The organism is Paenibacillus sp. IHBB 3054, assembly GCF_051594305.1.
GTDB lineage: Bacteria > Bacillota > Bacilli > Paenibacillales > Paenibacillaceae > Paenibacillus_AQ.
Genome location: NZ_JBOFBG010000007.1, coordinates 154,303 through 175,032 on the forward strand (window position 1 = coordinate 154,303; position 20,730 = coordinate 175,032).

At 48.3% G+C, this 20,730-nt stretch carries 18 protein-coding genes; 13 read left to right on the forward strand and 5 right to left on the reverse strand.

Annotated features, from left to right (window positions below):
- The first annotated feature begins 314 nt into the window (after window positions 1–314).
- The 8 genes from ACQ76X_RS11065 (at window position 315) to ACQ76X_RS11100 (ending at window position 10,357) form a co-directional block, all read left to right on the forward strand.
- Window positions 315–2,687 carry a PEP/pyruvate-binding domain-containing protein gene (locus ACQ76X_RS11065; RefSeq protein WP_438493739.1) on the forward strand — a complete coding sequence of 791 codons (2,373 nt, stop codon included), beginning with the start codon at window positions 315–317 and terminating at the stop codon, window positions 2,685–2,687.
- A 62-nt stretch (window positions 2,688–2,749) separates the two neighbouring features.
- The gene (locus ACQ76X_RS11070; protein WP_438493741.1) at window positions 2,750–3,349 is read left to right on the forward strand and encodes an acyl-CoA-like ligand-binding transcription factor; all 600 of its coding nucleotides are present in this window, start codon (window positions 2,750–2,752) and stop codon (window positions 3,347–3,349) included.
- Between the two features lie 169 nt (window positions 3,350–3,518).
- Entirely contained in the window at window positions 3,519–4,529 is a 1,011-nt protein-coding gene (locus tag ACQ76X_RS11075) for a LacI family DNA-binding transcriptional regulator (RefSeq protein ID WP_341092158.1), read from the forward strand.
- A gap of 171 nt (window positions 4,530–4,700) precedes the next feature.
- On the forward strand, window positions 4,701–5,624 hold the full coding sequence (locus ACQ76X_RS11080; protein ID WP_076112990.1) for an ABC transporter permease: 924 nt from the start codon (window positions 4,701–4,703) through the stop codon (window positions 5,622–5,624).
- Window positions 5,625–5,638: 14 nt separating this feature from the next.
- Window positions 5,639–6,526 (forward strand): carbohydrate ABC transporter permease, encoded by an 888-nt coding sequence (locus ACQ76X_RS11085; protein WP_076112991.1) that lies wholly within the window; start codon window positions 5,639–5,641, stop codon window positions 6,524–6,526.
- Between the two features lie 82 nt (window positions 6,527–6,608).
- Complete coding sequence (locus tag ACQ76X_RS11090; RefSeq protein WP_341118581.1) at window positions 6,609–8,261, forward strand: sugar ABC transporter substrate-binding protein; 1,653 nt, start codon at window positions 6,609–6,611, stop codon at window positions 8,259–8,261.
- 47 nt (window positions 8,262–8,308) lie between these two features.
- Complete coding sequence (locus ACQ76X_RS11095) at window positions 8,309–9,664, forward strand: glycoside hydrolase family 30 protein (protein ID WP_438493744.1); 1,356 nt, start codon at window positions 8,309–8,311, stop codon at window positions 9,662–9,664.
- Between the two features lie 444 nt (window positions 9,665–10,108).
- Window positions 10,109–10,357: a hypothetical protein gene (locus ACQ76X_RS11100; RefSeq protein ID WP_076113002.1), complete on the forward strand. Its 249-nt coding sequence runs from the start codon at window positions 10,109–10,111 to the stop codon at window positions 10,355–10,357.
- Window positions 10,358–10,361: 4 nt separating this feature from the next.
- On the opposite strand, the gene ACQ76X_RS11105 is transcribed toward ACQ76X_RS11100, so the two are convergent.
- Entirely contained in the window at window positions 10,362–11,180 is an 819-nt protein-coding gene (locus ACQ76X_RS11105) for a serine/threonine protein kinase (protein ID WP_438493746.1), read from the reverse strand.
- 178 nt (window positions 11,181–11,358) lie between these two features.
- On the opposite strand from ACQ76X_RS11105, the gene ACQ76X_RS11110 reads away from it, so the two are divergent.
- From ACQ76X_RS11110 to ACQ76X_RS11120, 3 genes are all read left to right on the forward strand, one after another.
- A complete protein-coding gene (locus ACQ76X_RS11110; RefSeq protein ID WP_438493748.1) occupies window positions 11,359–11,757 on the forward strand; it encodes a hypothetical protein in 399 nt (132 codons plus the stop codon).
- Between the two features lie 24 nt (window positions 11,758–11,781).
- Window positions 11,782–12,519: a hypothetical protein gene (locus ACQ76X_RS11115; RefSeq protein ID WP_438493750.1), complete on the forward strand. Its 738-nt coding sequence runs from the start codon at window positions 11,782–11,784 to the stop codon at window positions 12,517–12,519.
- Window positions 12,520–12,702: 183 nt separating this feature from the next.
- Entirely contained in the window at window positions 12,703–14,727 is a 2,025-nt protein-coding gene (locus tag ACQ76X_RS11120) for a serine hydrolase (protein ID WP_438493751.1), read from the forward strand.
- 311 nt (window positions 14,728–15,038) lie between these two features.
- Here the strand turns inward: ACQ76X_RS11120 and ACQ76X_RS11125 are convergent, their stop codons facing one another.
- The gene (locus ACQ76X_RS11125) at window positions 15,039–15,833 is read right to left on the reverse strand and encodes a helix-turn-helix transcriptional regulator (protein ID WP_438493753.1); all 795 of its coding nucleotides are present in this window, start codon (window positions 15,831–15,833) and stop codon (window positions 15,039–15,041) included.
- Window positions 15,834–16,145: 312 nt separating this feature from the next.
- On the opposite strand from ACQ76X_RS11125, the gene ACQ76X_RS11130 reads away from it, so the two are divergent.
- The gene (locus ACQ76X_RS11130) at window positions 16,146–17,057 is read left to right on the forward strand and encodes a hypothetical protein (RefSeq protein ID WP_438493755.1); all 912 of its coding nucleotides are present in this window, start codon (window positions 16,146–16,148) and stop codon (window positions 17,055–17,057) included.
- A 223-nt stretch (window positions 17,058–17,280) separates the two neighbouring features.
- Here the strand turns inward: ACQ76X_RS11130 and thiD are convergent, their stop codons facing one another.
- The gene (thiD, locus tag ACQ76X_RS11135) at window positions 17,281–18,093 is read right to left on the reverse strand and encodes a bifunctional hydroxymethylpyrimidine kinase/phosphomethylpyrimidine kinase (RefSeq protein WP_038590041.1); all 813 of its coding nucleotides are present in this window, start codon (window positions 18,091–18,093) and stop codon (window positions 17,281–17,283) included.
- 257 nt (window positions 18,094–18,350) lie between these two features.
- Between thiD and ACQ76X_RS11140 the strand changes: the two genes are divergently transcribed.
- Window positions 18,351–19,472 (forward strand): glycosyltransferase, encoded by a 1,122-nt coding sequence (locus ACQ76X_RS11140; RefSeq protein ID WP_438493757.1) that lies wholly within the window; start codon window positions 18,351–18,353, stop codon window positions 19,470–19,472.
- Between the two features lie 150 nt (window positions 19,473–19,622).
- On the opposite strand, the gene ACQ76X_RS11145 is transcribed toward ACQ76X_RS11140, so the two are convergent.
- Window positions 19,623–19,880, reverse strand: coding sequence for a hypothetical protein (locus tag ACQ76X_RS11145; protein ID WP_438493759.1), 258 nt, complete (start codon window positions 19,878–19,880; stop codon window positions 19,623–19,625).
- 21 nt (window positions 19,881–19,901) lie between these two features.
- A complete protein-coding gene (locus ACQ76X_RS11150; protein WP_438493761.1) occupies window positions 19,902–20,663 on the reverse strand; it encodes an SGNH/GDSL hydrolase family protein in 762 nt (253 codons plus the stop codon).
- Window positions 20,664–20,730: the final 67 nt, after the last annotated feature.

A 20,730-nucleotide genomic window follows, 5' to 3' on the forward strand; every position in this document is an offset into this window, starting at 1 on the left:
TCTCCCTGCTGGCCGTTTTTAGATAGAATGCAGAGCAGATAAGGTCGCCTGGGTCCGCAAAAGAGAATAAACAGGTGTTTTACTCTCCATAGCGCCTCCTGAGTCCGTCCGAGTAAACGAACCCGCTGTGGGCTTTTAGGGACCCTACTTTCAATACTAAATCCCTGCTTCCCCAAAGCTCTTCCAGTTTGAAGACAGGCTCTAGATAGATGAAGTAAAGCTTGACGGTTAACACAATAATGGAATAAAGTATTAGAAAAAACTAAGTATCAAAATAAATAAAGTTTCAAATATATCAAAAGGAGCAATTGAATATGGGACAGATGATCCGAGGATTCACCGAGCTAAGCCCGGAGCAATATGTCGAAGCAGGAGGTAAGGGAGCGATGCTCTCCAGAATGCTTCAGGCGGGATATCCTGTGCCGGAGGGATTTGTTGTCTTCCCTTCGGCCTTTGAGGGCGATAAATTAAAGGAAGAGGTTTGGACTGAAAGTGCAGCCAGGTTGCGAAAAATCCGCATGTCACATAAGAATGCACGATTTGCAGTCAGATCTTCGGCCTTAAGTGAAGATTCGGCGGAGGCATCTTTTGCCGGGGAATTCGAAACGGTGCTGGACGTGGAGACAGACGAACAGATTCGCGAAGCTATGTACACGGTGTATCAATCAAAGGATAGCGAACGGGTTCAAGTCTACAGCTCCATGCAGGACATGGACTCCTCCCATAAGGTTGCCATTGTCGTGCAGCTGATGATTCACTCGGAAATCTCCGGAGTCCTGTTCACCGCTGACCCCATTACAGGCAGCCGCACGGTTCTGCCGGGGAATTATGTCTATGGACTGGGAGAACAGTTAGTTTCAGGTGAGAGCAACGCTTATTCTTTCACACTGGCAAGGAACCGGGGACATTATGAAGGCCCGGGTGATTTCAAGCGGTATGCAGCCAAGTTATACCGGTACGCATGCCGGCTGGAGAGGGAGCTGGGAGCTCCCCAAGATATCGAGTGGGCGGTCGCAAAGGGGCGGGTCTATCTCCTGCAGACGAGACCGGTTACGACCTTGAACCCGGGAAACCGCAATACATTCGAGATCAACGACTCGCTGGCCGGTGATTTTCTCTGGACCAATACCAATGTGGGAGAATCCATCTCCGGTGTCTTAACACCTCTGACCTGGTCTATCCTGCGCTCCTTGGATGAAGAGTACAATATTATACCGGGGCATTATGTAATGTCCGGCAATATTTGCGGAAGGGTGTACACTAATGTTAGTCTTTCCGTATCAATGTTCTCGGCATTTGGACTGAACACCAAGTCGATATGGAAGAAAATGAGCCGGGTGTTTGGAGAGCTTCCTGAAGGCATGGCTCTGCCGGTATATCCATTTACCAAACGGGAGCTGCTCAAGACAGTGCTTCCCAAGATGATGCACAGTATGAAACAAACTCGCGAGACCGTTAGAACCATTCCGCAGTTCCTGGAAGATTCACCGGAGTGGTGCAGACGGCTGACAACCCGACTCCAAGCTGCAACAACCCGCGAGGAACTGCTGTCGCTCTGGAGGCAGGAGCTGTGGCCGCAGAATGTCACGGCGCTGTGGTCGGCGCTGGAAGCGCCCTCTGCCCAAATGCAGAAGTTTGAGAAGCTGCATAAGCAGCTCAGCGAGGCAGTCGGAGAAGAAAAGGCCAATATGCTGCTGTCCAACGCCGGAGAAGCCGCCCAGCTGGAAAGCCTGGGACCGCTGATCGGAATATCCAGAGTAATAAAGGGAGAAATGAGCCGGAAGGAATACCTTGTGAAGTATGGCCACCGGGGACCAAATGAAATGGAATTATCGTATCCTGACCCGGGAGAAGATGACGCGTGGCTGGACAAGCAGATCGCTGAGTTCCGCAAGGCCCCTATGGACGTGGAGGACATCCTGCAGAGACAGCGGGTCCGGAGCAGAGAAGCCTTGAAGGCGTTCGAACGGCAGTACCCGGCACAGGCCAAGCGGATTGCCCGGCGGATAGAGGCAGCCTCGGAGGGCCCGCGGCTGCGGGAAGCCGTACGTTCCGAATGGACCCGAACGATGCGGGTGAACCGCGTATTTGCGCTTAAAGCGGGTGAGCTTGCGGGAATTGGAGAGGATGTCTTTTTTCTATATCTGGATGAGATTCTGGATTGGCTTGCCACAGGCAATCTGACTGCTGTACAATATTTTTCTGCACGCAAGCAAACGTATGTAAGGTATCAGTCATTGCCGCCGCTGCCCTCGATGCTCCGGGGACGTTTTGAACCGTTCAAGTGGGCCAAGGATCCGCACCGGCGGCTGGATTACTACGATGCTTCCCAACCTATTCTCTTATCTGAATACCCTTATGCCGAAAGGCTGAAGGGTTCTGCCGGTGCCGCAGGAAGGGTTGAAGGGCGGGTGCGTGTACTGGCCAAACCGGAAGAGGGAGAGCAGTTTCAAGCTGGTGAAATTCTGGTGGCTTCGACGATCAATATGGGCTGGACACCGCTGTTTCCAAGAGCTGCGGCCATTATAACCGATATCGGTGCGCCGTTGTCGCACGCGGCTATCGTAGCCAGGGAATTGGGGATCCCGGCTGTTGTCGGCTGCGGCAGCGCGACAGTAAGGCTGAAGACCGGCGACCGTGTAATTGTGGACGGGGGACAGGGAGTAGTAGAACTTATTGTGAACTGACATATGGAAATAAGGGGAAAATTCATTACAAGTTAATTTTAACAGGACAGGATGTGTGTACTATGCCTACAGGCGGGAAACGAAATATGGGATTGCGTGAACGTAAAAAGGCGAAGTCCATGGCAGAGGTTCAACGGCATGCCCTGCGGCTGTTCCGTGAGCAAGGCTATAAGTCAACCACTGTGGAACAGATTGCCGAAGCTGCTGAAATTTCCTACAGCACTTTTTTTCGTTACTTCTCAAGCAAGGAGGATGTGCTGACCCGTGATAATTATGATCCTCTGCTCGTGTCTGCCTTTGAGGCACAGCCGTCCGAACTTAGTCCGCTCCACGCGCTCAAAAACGCCATGATGTCCGAGGTGCTTGATATGTCTGAAGATGAGCTGGATACGATGCGCGAACGGAATCAGCTTGTGATTGCGATTCCCGAGCTGTGGTCAGCGATGATGAACAGCATGACGCAGATGATGCAGCTGATTGCGGAGATGGTAGCGGGGCGTGTTGGCCGTCAGCCGAATGATCTCGCAGTTCGCACTTTTGCGGGAGCGGTCATCGGTGTGAACATCTCGGTCATGCTCCATTATGCAGAGCACCCGGAAGCGGATTTCGCTGCAGTGCTGGATGAAGCGCTGAGCAAGCTGGAGGATGGACTGCCGTTGTAAGCAACTAATTCTATTTAGAGGTACTTTCTTTTTGTGGAGAAGTAGGGTTTCACCAAGCCTTTCGGTTTGCCGGAGGGCTGTTAATGTTTTCAAATTAACTATTGAAATGAAAACGGTTTTATGATAATTTAAATTTATAAAAACGTTTTTATAGCAAAGGGCGAATTTCATGGCAAAGATAACAATCAAGGACGTTGCCAGAGAGGCTGGCGTTTCTATTTCTACCGTGTCCAACGCATTAAATGATGTGGATGTGCTGAGTCCAGAGACCAAATCCCATGTGCTCAAGGTTGCTCAGCGGTTGAATTATATTCCCAACCTGAACGGCAAGCTGTTAAAGTCCGGTACGACCAAGATGCTCGGGTTCTTCACTACAAGTGTTACGGGTCCATATTTTTATAAGCTGGTTGAAACCATGGCCCGTGAGTGCGACCGTTTAGGATACGGACTGAATGTGTTTGTTACCAAGGATAAACAAGTAATCATGAGCAATATCCTGGGCCGGCGCGTGGATGGGGTCATTATTTACGAAGAACTCAAAATTGATGATGATGACATCAACGTGATGCTGAAAGACAAGATCAAGACGGTATTCCTGGACCGGGTGATCGAGAACGAAACGATGGGCAGTGTGATATTCGATTCCTATATCGCTGGCTATGAGGCTGCCAAGTACTTGATCAATCTCGGGCACAAAAAAATTGCCTACATATCCGGGGTGGATACGATGCTGGACAGTGTTCAGCGTAAGGAAGGATATCTGGCCGCCCTGCGTGAGGCACGGCTGCCGATTAAGGATGAGTATATTCTGCAAGGTTATTTTGAGGAAGAAAGTACTTATATTGCCGTGAAATCCTATCTCCACCTCAATCCTGACGATATACCCGATGCCTTTTTAGCCGGAAATGACGTGAGTGCGATGGGATGTATTCAGGCATTGAAGACCTATGGCTACGAAGTCCCCTCGGACATCAGCGTAATAGGGTTCGATGATATTGATATCGCTCCGTATTATTCACCACCGCTTACCACGGTGCGCAATCAGATCGCCAGACAAGGAATTATGGCCATAGACCACCTGGTCCGCATGATTCAGCAGAAAGAGCAGGGACAGGCACAGAAATTGGCCGGGGAACTGGTCGTGCGGGGTTCTAGTCAAGTGAAGATCGGCCGGAATTAAGCAGAGATAGAGGGCAACAAGGGAGCAACAATTCCGGTCTATTTTTATAATTATGCGCTAGGGGGTTTTTACTGTCAAAAATAAAAACGTTTTTATAGCTTGGACTTTCATACGAGGGGAGTGCGGAATGTGAATAAATTAGCCACCATACCGTCAGCCGGGAAGAGATCAATGGGGCAAAAGATCAAAGAATTCGTGGTTGATTATAAGAGACAATGGGAGATTCAGTCCATGGTTCTCCCGGGCATCATTTTTATGATTATTTTTTGCTACATTCCGATTTATGGCTTGTCCATTGCCTTTAAGAATTACACGGTCATTGATACGCTGGATACTGCTCCTTGGGTCGGACTGGATAATTTCAAAATCATTCTATCCGACAAATACTTCTGGGACGCGGTCATCAACACTTTGGGAATCAGCTTTCTGAAGCTGGCCATCGGCTTTGTTATTCCTATCATTCTATCCATTATGATTTATGAATTGAACATGGGACGTTTCAAGAAATGGGTACAGACCATCTCCTATCTGCCGCACTTTTTGTCCTGGATCGTGCTCGGCGGCATGCTGATTACCTGGTTCTCGACTACCGGACTGTTCAATGAGCTGCTGCTTAATCTGGGAATTATCTCGAAGCCGCAGAACATTCTGCTGGATGCCGGGAAGTACTGGTGGATTGCCACCTTGTCGGATATCTGGAAAGAGGCAGGCTGGGGAACGATTCTGTATTTGGCCATCATGTCCAAGATCGATCCTACCTATTATGAAGCAGCCAAAATTGATGGCGCAGGCCGGATGAGACAAATCTGGAATATTACCTTGCCTAACATGAAGCCGATTATCAGTTTAAATCTGATCTTAACTGTAAGCGGTTTATTGGGATCAAACCTGGATCAAACGCTCGTACTCATGAATTCGCAAAACCGGGTTAAAGCGGAAGTCATCAACTCCTACGTGTACCGTATGGGGATGACACAGGGTGATTTCTCCTATGCTACCGCCGTTGGGCTGGGCGTATCCATTGTATCGGTGATTCTGCTGCTGACCGCCAACCAGATTACCAGCAAATTGAATGACAATCAATCAGTCCTATAGAAGGAGGCCTTCCCATGAATCGAAAGGCGGTTAAGGAAGATCTCGACAGCCGAATCTTCGATGCCATTAATATAACGCTGCTAGTGCTTGTTACCGTTGTTATTCTAGTCCCTTTGTGGAATGTCATTATTTCTTCACTCAGTTCAGGCCGGGCGCTGGCGGAAGGCGGATTTATATTCTGGTCCAAAGAGTTCTCACTGGAAAATTACCGCGCCGTCTTCCGGGACAGCAGCATCTGGCAATCGTTTTTTATCTCGGTGTCCAAAACGCTGATCGGCGTCATTACCCATGTATTTTTCTGTGCGATGGTCGGTTATGCACTCAGCAAAAAATATTTACGCGGCCGCAAGCTGTACGTGGCTATGGGCGTCATCACCATGTTTTTCTCGGGCGGGATGATTCCAACCTACCTGCTGATCAAATCCCTGGGAATGCTCGACAGCTTCTGGGTCTACATTATTCCCGCACTCTTCAGCTATTACGATGTTGTCATACTGATGAATTTCTTCAGAAATGTGCCGGATTCGCTTGAAGAATCAGCCAAGATCGACGGTGCTGGCGATTGGCGTGTTTTTCTCAAAATATTCATCCCGCTGTCCATGCCAGCCATGGCTACGATTGCCTTATTCAACGGTGTCGGACAATGGAACGACTTTATGACTACCAAACTATATATTACCGATCAAAACTTATATCCGCTGCAAATGAAGCTGTATGAAATTATTGTGCAGTCTCAAACGCAATCCATGCAGAATATCGGAGGATCAGCTGTGATCGAAACGACCACCAAAGGGGTTCAACTTGCGACAATTGTCATTACCACCTTGCCGATTGTTGTAATGTATCCATTGCTACAAAGGTACTTTATCTCTGGCATGATGATGGGGGCGGTAAAAGAGTAGAGGTCACTTGCAGAGCTGTAGAGAAAAAGCAGACAGGTGTGAAGTATCAAGTAAGCGTTTACAAAAAATGGGAGGTTACACAATGGACAAAAAGATGAACAGAACATTCGCTACAAAAGGGCTCAAGCTGTGTATTTCACTGATGGCTGTCATGCTGGTGGTCAGCGGCTGCGGATCAGGCGGCAATTCCAAAAGCGGATCTAAAAATAACATGGTATCCATAGAAGACCGTTACACACCGGACCCGGAAAAACCGGCATGGACGCTGGACAAAAAGGAAGAAACCACTGAGCTTACCTGGTATGTGAATGCAGACTGGTGGAATACCGATTTCGGCAAGGATGTAGTGACCAAGAAGATCAAAGAGGATCTGAATATTAATATTAAATTCATTACCGGTGACGATACCAAATTAAACACATTTTTTGCCGGGGGCAAAATGCCGGACCTGTTGACCATCTTTGACTCGAACTCCCAAATCGTGCAAAAAGCCGCAAATTGGGCGGTTCCGTTAAATGATCTGGCTGAAAAATATGATCCGTATTTCAATAAGGTTGCTGCCCAGGACACGTTGAACTGGTTCCAGTTGAAGGATGGAAAAACTTATGGCTATCCGAACTATTCCAATACACAAGCCGATTATGACAGCGGTAACATCCCGGCCAAAACAGCATTTATTGTGCGCAAGGATGTATACGAAGCACTTGGAAAGCCAAGCATGGGAACCCCGGAAGAATTCAAAAGTGTACTGGGCAAAATCAAAACACAGTTCCCGGACATGATTCCTTTCGGCTTCAACTCTATCGGTGAAGGCAGCGGATCCCTGGGCGATGTACTGCAGGACTTTATCGGGGTGCCGCTGGAAGACAGCAATGGCGGATTCTACAACCGCAATTTGGATGAAGATTATCTGGCTTGGCTGAGAACACTTAATGCCGTCTACCGGGACGGGAATATCAGCGATGACAGCTTTGCCGATGACGGAACAGCTTTTGAGGAAAAAGTGAAATCCGGCAAATACGCTACCATTTTCCTTGACGGCACACCTCAGCAAGGGGGCAATCTGCAAATCTTCATGAGCGGCAACCCGGGCAAGGAGTATATTGCCATTGACGGTCCGCAAAGCACTGTTGGAAATCAGCCAACCCTGAATCAGTCCGGGATTACCGGCTGGATGATCAGCTACATTACAAAAGACAGCAAGGACCCGGCCAAAGCCATTCAGCTGTTCACCTACCTGCTCAGCGAAGAAGGCCAGATGCTGATGAACTACGGTATTGAAGGCGAAACCTATAAGAAAAACGATCAGGGCAAGGTGGAATTGCTGCCTGCCATTAAAGACCTGCAGCTCAACAATGCGGATAAATTCAAGAAAGACTATCGGATGGGTGAATTTATGTTCTTCGGGCATGACCGTCATAAATCTATCAGCGACGACGCATTCCCTGAATCTATTAAACAAATGCAGGAATGGGGCAAAGGCAAGCTGAAACCGCATTTCATTCTTGAGAACATTAACCCTGACCAAGGTACCCCGGAAGCACGGGCATTAACAGCAATCAATACGAACTGGAACACAGCGCTGGTAAGCATGATCCGGTCCAAGAGCGAAGCCGAGTTCGACAATACCCTTGCCGGCTACAAATCCTTCCTGGATGCCAACAGTTGGGATAAGATCGTGGAAATCCGCAGTGAAAAGATGAAGCTGAACAAAGAAAAATTGGGCATCAAATAATCTGTGAACAAGCATGAGTCCAAAATATAGAAACTGGAGGGAAACACATGCGTGAGCTATTGATTTACCAGTCTAAAGGAGAAGGCGAGCTGTTCCAGAAACAGTCTCCGGAGCAGCTGATACCTGTTGATTCGGGAGCGGAGATTAGTGTAGTTGCCCTTGATGACAACCTAACCTACCAGCAGATGGATGGCTTCGGTGCTTCCTTTACGGATTCGGCTGCTTATCTGATCCATCAGGTGCTGGATGCGGAGCAGCAAGCAGAGGTCATGACCAAGCTGTTCGATCCGCAGGACGGAATTGGCCTGTCTGTATTAAGAAATCCGATGGGGGCATCCGATTATGCCCGAACCTTATACAGCTATAACGATCTGCCCGAACAGGAAACCGATCCGGAGCTGACCCGTTTTTCAGTGGCTCATGATGAAGGGGACATCATCCCTTTATTGCAGCAGGCCTTGAAGCTGAATCCGGCGATCAAGCTGTTTGCTTCACCTTGGAGTGCTCCCGGCTGGATGAAAACGAATGGATCGATGAAAGCCGGACAATTGAAAAAAGAACACTACGGCACCTATGCGAACTATTTCGTGCGTTACATTCAGGCCTACGGTGACAAAGGGCTGCCAATTTATGCGGTCACTCCGCAAAATGAGCCCTTATACGAACCGACTCATTATCCAAGCATGCTGATGCAACCCGAGGTGCAAATCGATTTTATTAAAAATCATTTAAAACCCGCATTTATAGCGCATCAGCTGGAGACCAAAATTCTTAGCTATGATCACAACTGGGATCGCCCCGACTATCCGCTGACAGTATTAGAGCAGGCGAATGAAGAGGTAGACGGTGTGGCCTGGCACTGGTACGGCGGGAAACCGTCGGCCCAATCCGAGGTTTTTGAAGCCTTTGCCGGCAAAGAGGTGCATTTTACCGAAGGCTCCGGGGGAGAATGGATTCCGCCGTTTGAGCAGGCCTTCTCGAATGTCATGCGGACCGGGATTGAAATTCTCAACAATCACAGCAAATCGTTTATCCTGTGGAATATGGCACTGGATGAACATAACGGCCCTACGGTCCCAGGCTTTGGCACAAGCACCTGCCGTGGAATCGTGCAGGTCAACCAGCAGACCCGGGAGCTGGTGTATACGCTGGATTATTACGCACTGGCTCATTTCAGCAAAATTATCCGCCCGCAGGCTGTACGTATTGCATCCGCTTCGGGCAACGAGGTGATTCGTTCCGTTGCCTTCAAGAATACGGACCAGTCCATTGCTGCCGTGCTGTTCAATGACAGCGGGAAGGCGGAGAATGTTGCTGTGAAGCTGCAGGGAACAGAGGTGCTAACCTTCCGTCTAGAGTCGAAGAGTGCCTTGTCCATCCTGATCAGCAGCAGCGTGGAATAAGCGAGCAGAAGCTGGATCCTATCGGATCCTAAGGGAGCGACCGGCGAGAGAATGTTCTCGCCGGTTTATTTCTGTACCGTAAACCGTGTAAACTCAGGTAGAGGATAAGTGACTGTTTATTGTAAAGGAGAGATGAGATGCTGCATTATACAATCCGGCTCATGGAAGAGCAGGATACGCGGGAAATCGTGAAATGGTGATATGAAGCGCCTTTAAGCCGGCAGGGGAGTTCGTAAATAACAATGGAGAACAAGAGATGATGTTCTTGTTGATGGAGTGTCCAAGCTGATACCGAACCGATCAAATCCCTGCAAATTTGCACTAGAGCAAAAAATATGTTCTAATTTTAAGTATATTCTAAACCCTAGCTTTTTTGTTGCATATACATGTAGTATCCTGATACGAACATAAGTGGTCTTGCCAATTTACAGAGGAGGCGATGGTATGTTTAAGAAATTGCTGAAAAAGGTGATTCATTCCGTTGAGCATTCCCAGCATAAACACTCCAGCAGCAAACGGGGAAGGCAAGGGTATGCCCGTCATTCCAGCTCCGATAAGAAAATACAGTATTCCCGTCATTCCAGCAGTGACAGACCGAGATCCCGGGGAGGTTCTTCTTCGGACTACCGTCATGGCAGCGGTCATAAAGGGCATAAATATTATAAGAATAGATACGGCAGCCACTCGAGCTGAGCGGTTAAGACTTCAGCCCGGGGAGGCTTGCCGATAGTTCGGAGACAAACTCGGAGGTGCTCTGATAAGGTGCGCCTTCACCGAGCAGCCTGATGAGAATAGGCTCCAGCTGTGGTGAGAGCTCAAGCTCCTCCATCCAGCTGCCTTCAGCTGCACCGGATGTGGGGCTGTAACGGGAGTAGAGCATGAACAGCATCAGATGTCCGATATCAAATAGATCACCTTGTATGGTTGCAGGCTTCGACGGCGTTACGCTGTTGAAGCCTGTTTTTGTTTGCTGCCGGGCTGCTGTGTCATTGCCGCCGATCGGCGCAGCTAATCCGAAGTCGATCAAATAGAGATCTTCACCCCGCATAATTACATTTGGAATGCGGATATCCAGATGAACAAAACCCTTTGAGTGAACATATTGCACACGTTCCATAAGCGCCAGTGTCCACTTCACCGTGTCCTGCTCTCCGAAAGTCCGGCTGTCTGCAAAGATCAGATCCTCTAACGTTTTGCCCTCCACATAATCGGTCACCAGCCAATAGGAGCGGTTCTCGCTGAAATAATCGCGGCAGGCCGGGATGAAGGGATGCTCCAGCTGTGAAATGACCTCCCGTTCCCAGGCCAGCATCTTTTGCCCGATTCCTTTCTTGCTCGGCTTGGCCTGCTTCACAGCTACAATCTGCTGCTCCTGTTCGTCCATACACCGGTAGGTAATTCCGTAGCTGCCAACGCCAATCTGCGCTATAATTCTGTACCGCTTCCCGATAAAATTGCCTTTCTCCAGCGGATAGTCCGCCCATGCCTGCAGGAAGCTTTTCAGATATTTATACACGTTGATGTTACCTCGTCTTCTTCATTTTTCATGATTTATAAATTATATCATTGGCCTTGGGGCATCTGCCATTGCCGCTGCTGAACGGTTGACGGATAGGAAGAGTACTGACTATAATTATTTATATAATAACTAACTAATTAATATAATCATTAATCAAAAGAAAAGCGGTGAAAAAATGAAAACAGAAGGAACATTAACAGTCCATACGGGGCGGGGCGGGGCGGAACTCAGCGATTTGTTCGGCATCTTCTTCGAGGATCTCAACCATGCAGCGGACGGCGGATTGTATGCTGAACTGGTCCAGAACCGGTCCTTTGAATTTGATCCCATAGACAAGGCTGACTACCATGCGCTGACTGCCTGGGAACCGGTGATACGCGGTGACGGGCAAGCTGTAATCACTATGGAAGACAAAGAAGCTTTAAATGCCCGGAATCTCCATTATGCTGTCATCGACATTGTGTCGGAGGGCGGCGGAGTCGGCATCATGAATCTGGGCTTTAACAGCGGCATCCCGGTAAAAGAAGGCGATAATTATAAATTTTCCATGTACGCACGCCGCGATAACAGCTGAGATAGGCCACTGACTGTAACCTATGTGTATACAGGCAAAGGACAATTCAAAAACAACGACGGCAATGTGTCGATAAGCTTTGACAAACAATCGAATGGAAATACTTATATTAAGCTTAATTCTTATGTGGATATCCCTGGAATCGGGCAAACGATTATGGTCACCTATGAATACCAGAAGCTTGATGCCAATCCTCTGCAGCCAGCAACCAAAGCCGCATGGGAAAAAAGAAACGGTAAAAATTACTATGAGTTGGGAGAAAAGATCAATTCTCTGTTCTATCTCTCCCCTGCCATCTTAGTCAAAAATATAGCTGTGGATAGTGAAAATGGCTATGCATCAGGCACTAAAATTGTTGATGAGCATACAGCTGTAAATGCCGTTGAAATTCCGGTTATGAACGGAAGGGATGCCTTCAATTTGAGCTTCCATACCGTGAACAACAAAGAGTATTTGACGATAGATGGGCAGTCTTATCTTAGTGAGGATGCTGTTAATTCGATCTACGGCGGAAAAACGTCGATCTGCACGATTGAGGATAGCGGTCATGCCGTATGGTTCAAAATCGGTGACAATTCGGCTGCTAAAATGATGAGCGTTGATGCTCCGGCAACCGGAGGATTCGTCGTTTACGATGAGAAAGGAATGCTTGTGTACTCCTCTATCTTTAATAAAGATAAGCCAGTCGCCCTCCCAAAAGACGGGATGATTGTTTTCGGCGGCGAGGCAGGAGATGTTTTTCAGATTAGTATGAAGAAATAGAGGTTTGGAACAACAAATAGACCGCCCAAGGGTGGTCTATTTGTTTGAGCGTTGAATCCTTATGAAGCTCAATAATAATGTAAGATTCACGAAAGATTCCGTTTACATTCGGTTTGAAATCTCTTGATAAACTACAAGAGTTATAGCCGCCAATAATCAAAAAAGCATATGGAGGACAGTCAAATGAATATCACAGGTAACAGTGCTGAAGCCGTGAACAAACGCCAAGCTGTAGCTGGAGCTGCTGCAGATCTGACACCAACTAACGCTCAAGCTTTTATGGACGAATTATTTGAACGGAAAGAGATCAAAGAGCATTATGCAGGAGCAGCAGTGGTGATCGTCAAAGAGGGCCAGATCATTCTGGAACAAGGGTACGGGTATGCCAATAAGGAAAAGCAGCAAAAGGTAGATCCGAATAGCACGGTATTTCGGGTCGCTTCTGTTAGTAAATTGTTTACGGCAATTGCCTTAATGCAACTGGTAGAGCAAGGAAAAGTTGGTTTGCAGGATGATATCTCCAACTATCTGGGTGATCTCAAACAGGATAATCCTTATCCGAATCCGGTTACGATTGAGCAATTGCTGACCCATACGACCGGATTTGAGGTCCGCGAAGTACGGCCAGAAGATACGCACACCGATTACGACACCAGAGTGGAGCTGGATGATTATGTCCGCCTAACCTTGCCACCGGTTGTCCGGGAACCTGGAACTACTTATATGTATGATAACTTTGCCTCTATGCTGCAAGGATATATCGTAGAGAAGATAAGCGGCATCCCCTTTCAGACTTACGTCGAACAGACCATCTTCCAACCGCTCGGGATGAATAACAGCAGTTTTGAGTTCCAAGGCAAGTTAAGAGAAGCGCTCGCTACGGGCTATGGCATAGATGGAAATCCGGTTCCTGATTATGCCTATTACCCTACCATAATGCCCCAAGGCGGTATGTTATCTACTGCCAGTGATTTCGGCGTATTTATGCTAGCTTTTCTGAATGGCGGCAAAACGGGTTCCGGGCAATTCCTCTCTGCCCATACGATCCAGGAGATGATGCAATATCGTTCTTATATCCACCCATTGCTGCCTGACAGCGCTTATGGCTTTGAAGCCCCTCCCCAGTTGCCAGGTGCTGGTGCAAGCTCGCATATCTTTGCAAAAGAAGGCGGTATGGATGGATATGGTGCCTATATCTGGTTTATCCCCGAACAGGACACAGCCGTTTTTGTCGTTCACAATCAACTGGGGGTTATCCGTGATGTTTTTTATCCTGCATTTATGAACCACTTTTTCCCAAAGTATGGTGAAGCCGCTAAATTTGACTCTGACAGTGCTGGAAATCAAGACATCGATTACAGTGGTATTTATATAGACCCCCGGGTTGCGGCATTTATAACCAAAATTTCTCAAGCAGGAGATGGTGATTATTGGTTGGAGTGTATGGCACTACCGAAACAAAAATTAAAGCAAACTGCCGCTGGAATATTTACGGACGAGCAAGGCAAGTTTGCAGCTTTTAAACAAGGAAAGAACGGAAAAGACTACTTAAAGTATAGTGGCCTTACCGATAATTATGTGGTTGGTGCTAAGGCACAAGGATTCATCGATGTTGCTGCGGATCATTCTTATTCTGAATATGTTAGAGGACTGCAGTCGGTCGGTTTTTATGAAAATGATGCTGCACTTTCGTTTCAACTGGAACGGCTTGTCACCCGCGGAGAATTCATTCGTGATTTCTTTGCTCTGTTTGGGATACACGGAAGTAACAATCCGGTCATGTTCCAAGATGCAGTTAACCATCCATATGGGAAGTATATTCAACTCGCGGCAGAAGCGGGATTTGTGTTAGGTGACGGGAACGGATTGTATCATCCTGACAAACCTATAACGCGTCAAGAAGCCGCGCTTATAGTGTGGAGAAATATCTCCCCCACCGCCAATCAAGAATCACTTTATTCGAAGGTTAAGTTGTCCGGAATTACAGATGAATTCGCTATTCCCGCCGTTAAGCTGATGGTCGCGCTCGGCTACTATGGTCCCCAGGGCGAAATTTTGCCGGATGGTTCCATTGATTTTCAATCACAAGAGACGTTAAATCATCAAGAAGAAGCCGCAATTCTTTACAAAATCCTGTTGACCCGGCTTTTACCGGACGGTTCTATTGATTTTGAAACGCTATTCCCGCAAGATTCACCTGCTTCTTAGGTTTATCCATAATGAAGAAGAAGCGGCCACTTTTTGATGGCCGGTTCTTCTTCATTTAAACCTTATAGAGGTGGTCTCGATATTATGTCTTTTGTGCGGTATGTGCGTGATCCGGTGCTTTTTGGTTCATGATCGGCAACATGACCAGTGCGCCAAGAAGAAATAATAATCCTGCTCCGCTATAGATCGTACCCAGCGAGAAGGCATCTTTTAACACACCAGCGAAAGACATAGCTGAGAATAGACATAAGCGCTTGGCTTCCCGGGAAGCAGGCGCTTTCTGCTGTTTTATCCGCTCTTTTGCGCTGGTGTTAGGGGACGGGCCCTGCGGATTTCACCCGAAACTGGCTTGGGGTAAGCCCGACGAACTTCTTAAACTGCCGCATAAAATGCACGCTGTTCTCATAGCCGCAAGCGGAAGCAATATGGCTTACCGGGTAGGAAGTGTTCTCCAGCAAATACGAAGCGTACCCGAGCCTGTTGTGGATGACGTCAACCATGACCGGGATTCCGAAGATCTGCTTGTACATATGCTGGAAATGCGACCGGCTGAGCCGCAGCTTCTCTGCAAGCTGATCCACGGTAAACCAAATCCAGGGCGAGTTATAGACTTCATTGCGCAGAGCCAGAAACTGATCGTAGTATTTGCTGATTTGCTCGTGATTTTCCACATGATTGCGGATATCGCTCAGCTTCATAAAAAAACAACGGATCGTGTAATCAATAATTTCGCTGCGGAACGAGCCGGTTTGCAGATGCTCCAATTGAATATCATTCACTTTTCTGGAAATATAGAACGGGTCATGCGCCCGGATCAGCGTGTCAAACGGAAGATTCAGCTGACTGAAGAAATCCTCGGCATCCTCCATCTCAAAGTGGAACCAATCATGGATCATCGGACATCCGGCCCCCCGGTAGAACTGAAGGCTGCTTTTCTTGTAGATAATGTAGGTGTTTTTGTCGGCGATGATCGTTTGGCCCTGTAGCTGTATCTCCATGGTACTGCGGAACATTAAAAACAGATAATCCCCCGAGCCATGGGGACGGTCTATCGTAAACCCTTCGGGATGGATGACATTATAACCGCATCTCTTTAGCTGTATCAATTTCGCACTCTCCCAAAACATATAATAGATCAGTTAAAGGATAGAATAAAACATTTTATTTTAAGGGTCAAGTGAGAAATATACCTGAGGTTAACAGATAATAAGTTAGTAGCGGAGATGAAAGCAAGAGGGGATTCATCCGGAATTCTGAGTGGACGCATTCAGTTATTCGTAAACAGATGTCAGAACATTCAGAGAGAAATTGTGTCGAGTGTCAGTAAAATATATAATGAAAGAGTAGACGCAGCGAAGAACAGAGAAGGCAGCGGCGAAGCAGGGCGGGCATCATACATACCAAAGGAGAAATTTAATGTGAATGAGAAGCTGAAGAAGGCATATGAACGAGTGGGGTTGTCTGAAAACGTATCCAGAGATGAGATAAATAAACGGTTTGATCTGCTGCTTAAACGGCGGCGTTCCAAAGCTTCCGATGACGAAAGGTCGGCGCCGGAGGAGGATTTTCAGGCCTTCAAGTTTATTCTGGATAGTCTGGACCAGCAGGAGATTCAGGAAGCCGAAGAGCAGAGACTGGCGAAATACGGCAAGCTTTCCGGTTTTGCGAGTAAATGGGAACGGTTTATGCGGCTGTACAAGACACATGTAATAGTATCCATTATTATCGTTATTGTACTGGCTGTAGGCGGGAACGCGCTCTATAATAATTGGCAGCATAAGAAATACCTCGCCTCTCTGCCGCCGGTTGATGCGGAAATCATGTTCCTGGGCAATTTCGGGGTTCAGGACCCGGATGGTAAGACGGATGATCTGGAAAAGGCAGTTATCGCCCAATACCCTGATTGGAAGCGGGTAGAGGCCAGTATCGTTTATCTCCCTCAAACAGGACCCGGTTCGGATACGTTTGATATGAACTATATGCAGAAGGCCGTTGTAGAACTGGCGGCGAATCAGCCGGATGTTCTCATTCTGGATGAAGCAACCCTGGAATGGATCGGAGGGCAGGATGGCTTCGGGAATCTAGAGGCCATCGTAGCAGACGGGGCAATTGCCAAAGACGATTCACGCCTGAAATGGGGGAAGAACGAAGAAAGCGGACAGGAGGAGCTGTACGGAGTAGACATCACAGACTCACCGTTTGTGTCCGCGCTTCCACTCAACCATAATTCCAAAAACGTCATCATTGGGGTCCTTGGTGAAGATGAAGACAAGGACAAGCTCATTTCGTTCATCGAGAAGATCGCCGGGAAGTCAGCCGCTCAAAAATAAGCCTTGAGGTTCTCTGAAGCTTCGATTGTATAGAACAAACCGTTATCATGCTGCTTTGCGCAGCGCGATAACGGTTTTTTTACAATAGGCTAACAAAAACCGTGCCACCTTATACGGGGCACGGTTTTGTTATGCGTATAGCAAGCAGGTAGCAGGTTGAGGGACGCATATCCAGTCAGGGAATTACAGCCCTGCCTGTGCAGTCCTACAGCCCCGGCTTGTCCTACTGTTCCAGGCGGTAACCGCCATGAAATACAGGACCGACATATTGATTGAAGGCGTAACCGCTGCGGATGGCTGCGGAGACGAAATCCTTCGCTTTGACTACTGCGTCATGCACGGACAGGCCGTTCGCCAGGCCGCCGGTAATGGCAGCTGCAAACGTGCAGCCTGCTCCGTGATTGTACGCAGGTTCAATCTTGGCGGTCTCAAGTACAGTATATTCGGAGCCGTCGAAGAAGACGTCAATCGCAAGGTCTCCACCTAGCGCTTTGCCGCCTTTGACAACGACATTTTGGGTTCCCAGCAAATGGATCAGGCGCGCAGCCTCTTTCATTTCTTCAATGGTTGTGAGCTTGCCCAGTCCTGAGAGCACCCCTGCTTCAAACAGGTTGGGAGTGGCTACGGTAGCCAGCGGCAGCAGCAAATCACGGATGGCATTTGCGCTCTCCGGATTCAGCACCTCGTCTTCACCTTTGCAGACCATAACCGGGTCAATGACCACATTGGTCTGGAGGTTTTCCTTGATCGCTTTTTCCGCAACAAGCACAATATCCACACTGCCCAACATCCCTGTCTTCATCGCGTCCACAGGTCCACCAGCAAAGATAGTTTTCAGTTGCTCCGCCACGATGGAAGAGTCAATCGGGTAGACATTATGGTGCCAGCCGTTATCCGGGTCCATAGTGACAATGGTCGTTAAAGCGCTGAAGCCATAGGTGCCATACTCCTCAAAGGTTTTTAAATCAGCTTGAATGCCTGCGCCTCCACTGGAGTCACTGCCGGCAATGGTTAGGGTTTTTATGATCTTTGACAAGGTAACGTCTCCTTCTTGTATATGAAATTCTAAAGCCTGATTCAGAGGGAATCATTTTAAACTCTCCGATATTATAACAAAAAACACCGCCAGCGTCCTCAAAAAAGCACACTGCGCTTGTTTCACTCCGGGCTTTCTCCTTAGGGACAGTGGTGAATGCGGAAATGTCATAGGTAGGAGCAAGGGTTCCATTCCTGCTGCGGTGCATATCAATATAGGAGAAAAGCGTGTGCTCACAAAACTTTGAGGAGGGTACCATGATAGAAATCAGCTTATGCATGATTGTCCGCAACGAGGAGAATAGCCTGCCCCGCTGCCTGTCTTCGGTAGGGGCGATTGCTGATGAAATCATCATTGTGGATACCGGGTCAACGGACAACACCAAAGAAATCGCCTTGTCCTATGGGGCGGTTATTTATGACTTTACCTGGATTGATGATTTCTCAGCCGCCCGCAATTTTGCTTTCAGCAAAGCTACCAAGGAATATATCTTCTGGCTGGATGCCGATGATTACCTGAAGGACGTGGATCATGCACGGTTCAGGGAGCTGAAGCACAGCTTGCCAGACGGTGTGGACAGTGTGAACATGCAGTACAATCTGGCTTTTGACGAAGAGGGGAGAGTCGTCACCTCTTTGCGCCGCAACCGGCTAGTCCGCAGAAGCTGCAATTTCAAGTGGATAGGTCCGGTGCACGAGTATCTGGAGGTCTACGGGCCCGCATACAGCAGTGATGTCTGTATCACTCATGAAAAAGACAAAGTATACACGGACCGCAATTTGCGGATCTATCAGAAGCGGGTGGCGGAGGGTGAGGTATTCTCGCCGCGTGACCAGTATTATTATGCCAACGAGCTGCGCGACCATGGAATTTATGAGGAAGCCTGCCGCTATTATGAGCTGTTCCTCGACGGAGGTTTGGGCTGGGTTGAAGATAATTACCAGGCCTGTCTTAGGCTGGCTGAATGCCGGGAGCGGCTGGGAGACAGGGGGGGAGCCTTCCAGTCATTATGCCGCACGCTGCAGTATGATACCCCCCGGGCGGAGTTTTGCTGCCGGCTAGGTGCCTGGCATGTAGAGAAAGGCCAGCTGCTCCCGGCTGTCTACTGGTATGAGCTTGCGATTAAACTCCCGCGGAATAATGATTCTATGGGTGTGAAGAACGAGGCGTTTGCCACCTGGGTGCCGAATCTTCAGCTTGCTTTATGTTATGACCGGCTGGGCCAGCGCGAGAAAGCTAATCTATTCAATGAAGCCGCTTTGCTCTATCATCCCGTCCATCCCAGTATGCTCTACAACCGCAATTATTTCAAAAATGTGCTCGGAGACAATTATGTAGAGCTGCATTCACGGGAAGCTGGCGAAAAGGAAGCGGAATAACACGTTGCCCGCCCAGCTCCTTGGCCGCTTTGCTCTTTGAATAAGGGGCTTTTGAGCAGACCGACTTGCACTTTGCGGCTGCATCCGGACTCCAATGCAGCTATTTTGGATAAACAGCATCATCCAGCGAGGAATCGGACCTCATGTGCGTTATGCTCTACATTTGGCGATAAATGGCCGTCTTTTGGCGAGAATAACGGCATGCAGTCCGCCGGTAAGGAATACAGCACGTTCCAGGTAAGATAGCGGCTCCTGAGTCCGGTAGACGCAGCAAACATAATAAGCCAGTTTACTGGAACAACAATTTCTGAATGCAGGAGACAGAACCATCTGTTCCGCCAGCTGCCTGCGGTAGTTTCCATCCCATAATCCCTGAACAGGCGGCAAAAGGCCCGCTGCATCTATCATATGCAGCAGGCCTTTTAGACTTTAATGACTGTGTGCAGCCTGTCCGGTGCTGTCCACCAGCAGCTGGGGTTCACTGCTTCGGATGAAATCCAGCACCTTATCAAAGATGATGCGGTGTCCTTCTTTATTGGGATGAATCCCGTCCCGGCAGATGAATTTGGTGAAATCCGGCTGTTGGAGAAAAGCGCCCCGGACATCAATGATTTTGGTTCGGGTGCTCTCGGCGACCTTGATAATCGTGGAATTGTATCTTTCCTGCCACCAGTAGATTTTAGTGATGCTGCCGAGCCATTTCAGAATATTCACTTCCGACGCCGGGTTGTTTCCGCTGACCCATTTGAAATAGCTGTCCGCATCCAGCGGAGGGAGACTCATCAGAATAGGCATAATCCTCTGGCTTTTCAGGAAATCAATCATATCCAGCAGCATTTTTTCGAAAGCCGTGAAATCGGTCTTGGGATTATGCTCTGCCTCAGGATTATTCATAATTTCCTCCCAATGGAAGTCGCAGTCATTTCCCCCATATTCGATCAGTACCACATCCGGTTTCTCCTTCAGCACATCCCGTTTCAGATTGCCGAAGCCCTTGAGCAGTGTGTTGCCGAATCTGGCCGTATTGCGCAGCGCTCCCTTCAGATTGCCCTGAAGCAGCGACACGTAATTTTCTTCCAGAATGACATATTTGCTTCTCGCTTCATCATAGACCACCCCTTTGGAGATGGAATCGCCGCTCACCATATATTTAAACTGGGGCACGGCAGTTTGTTTGTCCGATACGTTCATATGACTAGCCTCACCTCCGATAGCTATATTGTACTTAATCTTAGTGTAAACCATTCACGCAAGGATT

Bases quoted from the DNA above. Each gene is read 5' to 3' on its own strand.
- ACQ76X_RS11085 (WP_076112991.1), top strand. From the start codon at position 5,639: ATGAATCGAAAGGCGGTTAAGGAAGATCTCGACAGCCGAATCTTCGAT.
- ACQ76X_RS11075 (WP_341092158.1), top strand. From the start codon at position 3,519: ATGGCAAAGATAACAATCAAGGACGTTGCCAGAGAGGCTGGCGTTTCT.
- ACQ76X_RS11095 (WP_438493744.1), top strand. From the start codon at position 8,309: ATGCGTGAGCTATTGATTTACCAGTCTAAAGGAGAAGGCGAGCTGTTC.
- ACQ76X_RS11120 (WP_438493751.1), top strand. From the start codon at position 12,703: ATGAATATCACAGGTAACAGTGCTGAAGCCGTGAACAAACGCCAAGCT.
- ACQ76X_RS11145 (WP_438493759.1), bottom strand. From the start codon at position 19,880: ATGATAGATGCAGCGGGCCTTTTGCCGCCTGTTCAGGGATTATGGGAT.
- ACQ76X_RS11150 (WP_438493761.1), bottom strand. From the start codon at position 20,663: ATGAACGTATCGGACAAACAAACTGCCGTGCCCCAGTTTAAATATATG.
- ACQ76X_RS11140 (WP_438493757.1), top strand. From the start codon at position 18,351: ATGATAGAAATCAGCTTATGCATGATTGTCCGCAACGAGGAGAATAGC.
- ACQ76X_RS11090 (WP_341118581.1), top strand. From the start codon at position 6,609: ATGGACAAAAAGATGAACAGAACATTCGCTACAAAAGGGCTCAAGCTG.
- ACQ76X_RS11080 (WP_076112990.1), top strand. From the start codon at position 4,701: ATGGGGCAAAAGATCAAAGAATTCGTGGTTGATTATAAGAGACAATGG.
- ACQ76X_RS11065 (WP_438493739.1), top strand. From the start codon at position 315: ATGGGACAGATGATCCGAGGATTCACCGAGCTAAGCCCGGAGCAATAT.
- ACQ76X_RS11110 (WP_438493748.1), top strand. From the start codon at position 11,359: ATGAAAACAGAAGGAACATTAACAGTCCATACGGGGCGGGGCGGGGCG.
- ACQ76X_RS11100 (WP_076113002.1), top strand. From the start codon at position 10,109: ATGTTTAAGAAATTGCTGAAAAAGGTGATTCATTCCGTTGAGCATTCC.
- ACQ76X_RS11070 (WP_438493741.1), top strand. From the start codon at position 2,750: ATGCCTACAGGCGGGAAACGAAATATGGGATTGCGTGAACGTAAAAAG.